The 7,885-nt window shown below is 69.3% G+C and carries 7 protein-coding genes; 6 read left to right on the top strand and 1 reads right to left on the bottom strand.

The window, feature by feature from the left end:
* From VXC91_RS40120 to VXC91_RS40095, 6 genes are all read left to right on the top strand, one after another.
* A partial coding sequence (locus tag VXC91_RS40120; RefSeq protein ID WP_329512295.1) for an Hsp70 family protein occupies positions 1-452 on the top strand: 452 nt, incomplete at its 5' end.
* Positions 449-1,108, top strand: coding sequence for a nucleotide exchange factor GrpE (gene grpE, locus VXC91_RS40115; protein WP_329512294.1), 660 nt, complete (start codon positions 449-451; stop codon positions 1,106-1,108). The genes VXC91_RS40120 and grpE, both read left to right, overlap by 4 nt.
* A gap of 72 nt (positions 1,109-1,180) precedes the next feature.
* On the top strand, positions 1,181-2,350 hold the full coding sequence (gene dnaJ / locus VXC91_RS40110) for a molecular chaperone DnaJ (RefSeq protein WP_329512293.1): 1,170 nt from the start codon (positions 1,181-1,183) through the stop codon (positions 2,348-2,350).
* 4 nt (positions 2,351-2,354) lie between these two features.
* Positions 2,355-2,804, top strand: coding sequence for a heat shock protein transcriptional repressor HspR (locus tag VXC91_RS40105; protein WP_329512292.1), 450 nt, complete (start codon positions 2,355-2,357; stop codon positions 2,802-2,804).
* A gap of 784 nt (positions 2,805-3,588) precedes the next feature.
* A complete protein-coding gene (locus tag VXC91_RS40100; RefSeq protein WP_329512291.1) occupies positions 3,589-4,695 on the top strand; it encodes a sugar ABC transporter substrate-binding protein in 1,107 nt (368 codons plus the stop codon).
* Positions 4,696-5,384: 689 nt separating this feature from the next.
* Positions 5,385-6,422, top strand: a complete 1,038-nt coding sequence (locus VXC91_RS40095; protein WP_329512290.1) for a helix-turn-helix transcriptional regulator — start codon at positions 5,385-5,387, stop codon at positions 6,420-6,422.
* Positions 6,423-6,651: 229 nt separating this feature from the next.
* Here VXC91_RS40095 and VXC91_RS40090 read toward each other — a convergent pair whose 3' ends face one another.
* Complete coding sequence (locus tag VXC91_RS40090; RefSeq protein ID WP_329512289.1) at positions 6,652-7,638, bottom strand: helix-turn-helix transcriptional regulator; 987 nt, start codon at positions 7,636-7,638, stop codon at positions 6,652-6,654.
* Positions 7,639-7,885 lie beyond the last annotated feature (247 nt).

Below are 7,885 nucleotides of genomic sequence, written 5' to 3'. Positions count from 1 at the left end.
AGGAGCAGAAGATGACCGTCACCGGCGGCTCCTCGCTGCCGAAGGACGAGGTCGACCGGATGCGCCAGGAGGCCGAGCAGTACGCGGAGGAGGACCACCGCCGCCGCGAGGCCGCCGAGACCCGCAACCAGGGCGAGCAGCTCGTCTACCAGACCGAGAAGTTCCTCAAGGACAACGAGGACAAGGTCCCCGGCGAGATCAAGACCGAGGTCGAAGCCGCTGTCGCCGAGCTGAAGGAGACGCTCAAGGGCGAGGACACGGCCGAGATCCGTACCGCCACGGAGAAGGTCGCGGCCGTCTCGCAGAAGCTCGGCCAGGCCATGTACGCCGACGCCCAGGCCGCGCAGGCCGCGGGCGGTGCCGGTGACGCCGGTGCCGGCCAGGCGAAGGCCGACGACGACGTCGTCGACGCCGAGATCGTCGACGAGGACCGTAGGGACGGTGCCGCGTGACGGAGGAGACCCCGGGTTTCGAGGAGAAGCCCGACGTCCCCTCCGGCGGCACCCCGAATGACGCCGAGCCGCAGGCCGCCTCCCCCTCTCCGGAGGAGGCGGCGGCCCCGGCAGGGGACGCAACCGCACAGACCGCAGGTCTGGTGGCCCAGCTGGACCAGGTGCGCACGGCGCTCAACGAGCGCACCCTGGACCTCCAGCGCCTCCAGGCCGAGTACCAGAACTACCGCCGCCGCGTCGAGCGCGACCGGATCGCGGTCAAGGAGATCGCCATCGCGAACCTCCTGACCGAGCTCCTGCCGGTGCTCGACGACATCGGCCGCGCACGTGACCACGGCGAGCTCGTCGGCGGGTTCAAGTCCGTCGCCGAGTCCCTGGAGACCGTCGCGGCGAAGATGGGTCTGCAGCAGTTCGGCAAGGAGGGCGAGCCCTTCGACCCGACGATCCACGAGGCCCTGATGCACTCGTACGCGCCGGACGTCACCGAGACGATGTGCGTGGCGATTCTGCAGCCCGGGTATCGCTTCGGCGAGCGCACCATCCGCCCCGCGCGGGTGGCCGTGGCCGAGCCGCAGCCGGGAGCGCAGACGGTCAAGGCGGATGACACGACCGAGGCGGGCGACGACAAGGAGAGCGGTGGCCCGGACGAGGGCTGACGTGATCGACAGGGGAGTCCGCACCGGGCTCCCCGCGGAAAACAACGCTGAACGGAAGGAGGGGCGTCGGGGATGAGTACCAAGGACTTCATCGAGAAGGACTACTACAAGGTCCTCGGCGTCCCCAAGGACGCCACCGAGGCCGAGATCAAGAAGGCGTACCGGAAGCTCGCCCGCGAGTTCCACCCGGACGCCAACAAGGGCAACGCCAAGGCGGAGGAACGTTTCAAGGAGATCTCCGAGGCGAACGACGTCCTCGGTGACCCCAAGAAGCGCAAGGAGTACGACGAGGCGCGCGCCCTCTTCGGCAACGGTGGCTTCCGTCCCGGTCCCGGGGCGGGAGGATCGTTCAACTTCGACCTGGGCGACCTCTTCGGCGGCCAGGGCGGCAATGCCGGAGGGGGCTTCGGCGGCGGCATCGGTGACGTCTTCGGGGGCCTGTTCAACCGCGGCGGCGGCGCGGGTACGCGCACGCAGCCGAGGCGCGGCCAGGACATTGAGTCCGAGGTCACGCTGAGCTTCATGGAGGCGGTGGACGGTGCGACCGTTCCACTGCGCATGTCCTCGCAGGCACCGTGCAAGGCCTGCTCGGGCACCGGCGACAAGAACGGCACGCCGCGGGTGTGCCCGACCTGTGTCGGCACCGGCCAGGTGGCACGCGGCTCGGGCGGCGGCTTCTCGCTGACCGACCCCTGCCCGGACTGCAAGGGCCGTGGACTCATCGCCGAGCACCCCTGTCTGGAGTGCAAGGGCAGCGGCCGGGCGAAGTCGTCCCGGACGATGCAGGTCCGCATTCCGGCGGGTGTCACGGACGGGCAGCGCATCCGGCTGCGCGGCAAGGGTGGTCCCGGCGAGCGGGGCGGCCCGGCCGGCGACCTGTATGTGGTCGTGCACGTGGACGCGCACCCGGTCTTCGGCCGCAAGGGCGACAACCTGACGGTGACCGTGCCCGTGACGTTCGCGGAGGCGGCGCTCGGCGGCGACATCCGGGTCCCCACCCTCGGCGGGCCCCCGGTGACGCTGAAGCTGCCCCCGGGCACGCCCAACGGGCGCACCATGCGCGCCCGTGGCAAGGGCGCGGTCCGCAAGGACGGCACCCGCGGCGACCTGCTGGTCACCGTCGAGGTGAGTGTCCCGAAGGACCTGCCGGGGAAGGCTCGTGACGCGCTGGAGGCGTATCGCGAGGCGACCGCGGGCGAGGACCCGCGGGCGGAGCTGTTCCAGGCGGCGAAGGGAGCATGAGGAGATGGACGGCCGTCGACGCAACCCGTACGAACTGACCGAGGAGACCCCGGTCTACGTCATCTCGGTGGCGGCCCAGCTCTCCGGCCTGCACCCGCAGACGCTGCGCCAGTACGACCGCCTGGGGCTCGTCTCCCCGGACCGCACGGCCGGCCGGGGCCGGCGCTACTCGGCCCGCGACATCGAACTGCTCCGCCAGGTTCAGCAGTTGTCGCAGGACGAGGGCATCAACCTGGCCGGCATCAAGCGCATCATCGAGCTGGAGAACCAGGTCGCCGCGCTCCAGTCCCGTGTCGCCGAGCTTCAGGCCGCGCTGGACGGTGCGGCGGCGACGATGCGGCAGCGGGAGGCCGCGGTACACGCCTCGTACCGTCGTGACCTGGTGCCGTACCAGGAGGTGCAGCAGACCAGCGCGCTGGTGGTGTGGCGGCCCAAGCGGCAGCAGTCCGACTGACATCACGCCGAAGGGGCGGCACCGGGAACACCTCCGGTGCCGCCCCTTCGCGCGTGGTCAGAGCCCGGGTTCCCAGATGCCGTAGGCCAGGGCCCGCCCGGCCACCTCGGCACCGACGCGTCCGTGTAGCCGACGCGGTAGTAGTACAGGCCCAGCCGATCCTCGTGCACGGTGGTGTCCATGTAGGAGTCGCGGTCGCCGACCTGGCCCGTGAAGAGCGTGGTCCAGGCGCCCTGGTCACCCGCCCATGTCGCCCGGCAGGGCCGAAGCCGGAGTCCTGATGCCCCAGTTGTGGTCGATCGCGTGGTCGGGGTCTGTCTCCATCGGTGTGCCGGGAATGGGGTGTTCGTGAAGAGCCGCCGTTCGACGACGAGTGATGCGTGGCTCGCCGAGGCCCGTGCACGCTGCGGTCGAGGAGTGCGGCGCGTGACAGGTACGAGGTGCCGCAGGAGCACGGCCACGATCCCGTCGGCGCGTGACGTAGATCACGTTTGGGTCGATCGATGAACGACTGGTTGCCCCAAGGAAGTTGATGGCACGTCGGTTTCCGGATCTGCGCAGGTCGGGGCCCAAAACTCCATCGCTCAAAGGTTTCGCAACGGGTCGCGCACCACACTTTCTTGGTTTTCACTTGACTTCCACACGGATGCTGTTGTCATCTCGTTAACCGGTACTTCTTGACGCTGCATACTGTCGCCGCGTTGGCTTTCAGCCACCTGGGTCGCAATGCTGCTCCCCCGCCCGGAAGGCACCTGATGTGAACGCTCGTACCCGTAGGACCGCTGTGCGTCGTACCGCCATGGCCCTGGCCGCCTCCGCGTCGGCCGTATCGCTCGCCGCGTGCGGAGTCATCGACGGAGTCGGTGGTGGCAGCAGCTCCGCGACCCCGAAGAAGGGCAACGACATCACGGTGGGTCTCCTTCTGCCCGAGAAGGAGAATCCGCGGTACGACAAGTTCGACTACCCCATCATCAAGAAGCAGGTGCTGTCCCTCACCGACAACAAGGGCAAGGTCGTCTACGAGAACGCCGACGCGGACGCGGCCAAGCAGAGCCAGCAGCTCGACCAGATGATCGCCGACAAGGTGGACGTGCTGCTGGTGGACGCGGTGGACGCCAAGGCCATCGCACCCGGCGTGCAGAAGGCGAAGGACGCGGGCATTCCGGTCATCGCCTACGACCGGCTCGCTCAGGGCCCGATCGACGCGTACATCTCCTTCGACAACGAACTGGTCGGCCAGGTGCAGGGCCGCGCCCTCGTGGAGAAGCTCGGCACCAAGGCGGCCGCCAGCAAGATCGTCATGATGAACGGCTCGCCCACCGACCCGAACGCGGCCCAGTTCAAGGAGGGCGCGCTGAGCGAGCTCTCCGGCAAGGTGAACGTCGCCAAGAAGTACGACACCAAGGACTGGAAGCCGGAGAACGCCAAGGCCAACATGGTCCAGGCGATCCAGTCCATCGGGCTGAGCCACATCGCCGGTGTCTACTCCGCGAACGACGGCATGGCCGGCGCCATCATCGACGCGCTGAAGGACGCGGGCGCCACCAAGATCCCGCCGGTGACCGGGCAGGACGCGGCGCTGGACGCGGTCCAGCGGATCATCTCGGGCGAGCAGTACATGAGTGTGTACAAGTCGTACCCGGAAGAGGCGAACAACGCCGCGGAGATGGCGGTCTCCAAGGTCCAGGGCCGCTCCATCGAGTTCGACGCGCTGACCCGCGACAAGGTCGACAGCCCGACGCAGAAGAGCATCCCGTCGATGCTGGTGCCGGTGGTCGCGCTCACCACGGACAACATCAAGGACACGGTGATCCAGGACGGCATCTACACCGTCAAGGAGATCTGCACCGAGAAGTACAAGGCGGCCTGCGCGGCGGTCCGTCTGCACTGATGCGCCGGGCGGGCGGGTGACTGCCCGCCCGCCGAGGTCGGTTTCAACCCGCCCCTGCGGCGCATTCCCCCGTCGGCTGCGGCGGTTCTGTGGCACCCTTCGGTGTTCGCCCCTGTGTACACAGTGACCTCGTCGTGGTCGCGGCCGTCCAGCGTGGGCACATTCCTCCCTCCTCCCGGTCCTCGACGGCGGGGTGGTCGTGCGGGTTCGGGTCATCCGGCCGGGCCCGAACCGCAGTTCACCCGGCCCGATCGGCCGCGACCCCGCCGGCAGCGGCACGGAACGGCCCCGACCGCACCGTTCCAACAACCCGTCCCACACGTCGTCCCATGCGTGCCGGGTCGGACATGTCCGCCGAGGTCCGACGTCAAGTGCCCCACGTCACAGACCGATCACTCCGTCGTGCCCGGCAGCGCTCACCGTCGTGCGAGGCGGGGCGATCTCACCCACCGTCAGCTTGGTGCAGCGGAAGTTCCGGAGGTGGGGAGGATATGGAAGATTCCAGGACATTCACGGGCGTTGAGGCGCAGGACCCGTGTTGCGGTGGTGGGCGGTGCCGCGCATAGTTGCGCTGCGAAGGCGTGCGGGGCGCGGTGCGGACGGTGTGCGTCCGGGCAGACGCCGGGACGTCGCTGGTGAGCTGCATCGTTCAGGACGCTGGAGCCAGGAGTCGGAGCCAGGAGTGGAAGATGGCCGGGCACGGGACGGACGCGCATCCACACGGCGCTGACCGACTCTGCGAGGCGGGCAACCATGTGTACTCCCGGGCCGTACGCCGCGGCCGGGTGTCCCGCGCCGACGCCGCGCCGGTGCCCTGTCTGCTGGAGCTCGCGCTGCTGCACCCCGACCCCGACGACATGGACTGGCTGGTGCCGACCTCCCCGCAGGAGGTCATGACCCGGCTGCTGCGCAGCGTGCACGAGGAGGTCAGCGCGAGCCAGAGGCGGGTCGGGACGGTGGTGGCCGCGGTCGAGTGGTTCGCCGGGCTGGGCAGCCGCGAGCAGGGGTCCCCGGAGGGCGTGGCCATCCGCGTCCTGGACGGGCTGCCACGGATCCGGGCCGCCATGGACGAGGCGACCGAGCAGTGCACGGCCGAGGTGCTCACGGTGCAGCCCGGCGGTATCCGCCGGGAGGACGAGCTCTCCGAGGGCCTGCACCGGGCCCTGGAGATGCGCCGCCGGGGCGTGCGCATGCGCGACCTGTACACACATGTCGCCCGGCACGGGCAGGGCCTGCGCAACTACATGGAGATGATGGGTGAAGCAGCGGAGGCGCGCACCCTCGACGAGGTGCCCGAGCGCCTGATCGTCTTCGACCGCACGGTCGCCTTCATCCCGGCCAACCCGGACCGCACGATCGCGCTGGAACTGCGGCACCCGGCGGTGATCGACTACCTGGTGACCGTCTTCGAACGCTTCTGGCGTCTGGCGATCCCGCTCGCCTCCCCGCTCCCGGACACCGGCATCGACGGCATCACCCACCGGGAGCGCTCGATCGCCGCGCTGCTCGCGGAGGGACACCAGGACGCGGTGGTCGCCGAACGCCTCGGTATCAGCGTCCGGACGTGCCGTGCGCACATCGCCCGGCTCTCGGAGACCCTGGGCGCAGCGAGCAGGACGCAGCTCGGCGTCCGTATCGCCCAGGCAGGCCTGAACGGCTCCACCCTCGCGGCCGAACTGCTGCCGGCCACCGCTCCCGGTGGCCCTGAATCCGCGAGCGAGCTGTGAGGCAGGCGGACGCCACCGGCTTGTGCTGCCGAGCGTCGGTCGTGGGGCACCTCACTGCTCGAGCGGAGCCCTCTCCGTGTGCTCCCCGACAGGCGCTCGCGATGGCCGCTGACGCGGCGTGCAGCCGTTCAGGGCGCGCTGTACGGCGGCCCTGCGGCGAAGGGGCGTGGCCGGGGGTCACAGCCGTGCGGCGGCACGCTCACCGGCCGGCTCCCTCGGGTCCGACGGTTCAGTCGCCCTGCTCGAGGATTCCCGACTGCGCTATCAGGTAGCCCAACTGAGCTCTGCTGCCACTGCCCAGGGTGGCCGCGATCTTCGCTATGTGCGCCCGGCAGGTGCGGACGTTCATGCCCAGGCGGCGGGCGATCGCCTCGTCCACATGGCCCTCGATGAGGAGTTTGGCGATCGAACGCTGAACCCCCGTGATGCCGTTGGGGTCCACGTCGTTGGGGACCTCCTCGGTCAGCGGGACCGCACGCACCCACAACCGCTCGAAGACCATGGCGAGATACCGCACGAGGCCGGGGTGGCGCAGTTCGAGGGCCACGCGCCGGTCCTCGCTGGCCGGGATGAAGGCGACGGCCCGGTCGAAGATGATGAGCCGCTCGATCAGCTCCTGGAGCGTACGGACCTGGATCTTGCCGTCGGAGATCCGGTCCACGTAGGCGAGGGTGCTCTGGCTGTGTCGCGCCGTGTGCTGGTAGAGCGTGCGGATGCTGACCCCGCGGTCGGCGAGCGGGCGGTCGCGCTCCAGCGCCTCCATGAGAGTGTCGGCGGGGCGGCCGCCCCCCGGCTGTACGGTCAGCATCTCGCTGCGGCACTCGGCGGTGGCCGAGTTGAGTGCCGCGTTGATCCGGTCGAATCCCTCGAGCACGGTGATCGAGTGGAGGCTCGCCTGGGGGCTCTGTGTGCTGATGGTGATGAACGGGTCGAAGGACTCGGTCAGTTCGATCGTCTGGTGCCGGCGTTCCTGTATCTCGCGCTCCAGGGGGTGCAGCCGTTGGGCGAGCGCGACGGACGGGGGAACCGGCCGCAGCCAGTTGGCGTCGTCCGGATCGGGGTGGAGCAGGGCGAACTCCAGCAGGCACGGAGCGGGTTCCACCTCGGAACGGGTGATCCTTCCGGAGCGGAGCGCGTTGGCATAAAGCCGTGCCCCGTCGTCGCACAACTCAGTGACGGCATGGGGATGTGTCGGCTTTGAGTTGTTCGTGGTCATTTCTCCACCCCCCAGGGTCATGAACGTGCAGGAACATGATGCATCGCCCCTGTGGCATTGACGTGCCTGAATGAGCCATCGTCTTGTGCTGCGGGGGAGAGGATTCCATCACGTGAGGACGAAGCCGACTATGCGACCGAGATTGCTTGGTTCAGTGCTTGCAGCCGTCTTCTCCGCCGCAGCGGTTCTCGGTGTTCACAGCGGCTCGGTTCTCGATCCCGGGCAGACCTCGTCAACGGTCCAGTCG

Origin of the sequence: Streptomyces chiangmaiensis, assembly GCF_036281785.1 — a bacterium.
GTDB classification, from domain to species: Bacteria; Actinomycetota; Actinomycetes; order Streptomycetales; family Streptomycetaceae; genus Streptomyces; species Streptomyces chiangmaiensis.
The sequence above is the reverse complement of the archived record's forward strand: the minus strand, read 5'-3'. Positions and strand labels throughout refer to the sequence as shown.

What these genes read in the sequence shown, in the direction of transcription:
- VXC91_RS40090 (WP_329512289.1), bottom strand. Translation starts at nt 7,638, where the DNA reads ATGACCACGAACAACTCAAAGCCGACACATCCCCATGCCGTCACTGAG.
- dnaJ (WP_329512293.1), top strand. Translation starts at nt 1,181, where the DNA reads ATGAGTACCAAGGACTTCATCGAGAAGGACTACTACAAGGTCCTCGGC.
- VXC91_RS40105 (WP_329512292.1), top strand. Translation starts at nt 2,355, where the DNA reads ATGGACGGCCGTCGACGCAACCCGTACGAACTGACCGAGGAGACCCCG.
- VXC91_RS40095 (WP_329512290.1), top strand. Translation starts at nt 5,385, where the DNA reads ATGGCCGGGCACGGGACGGACGCGCATCCACACGGCGCTGACCGACTC.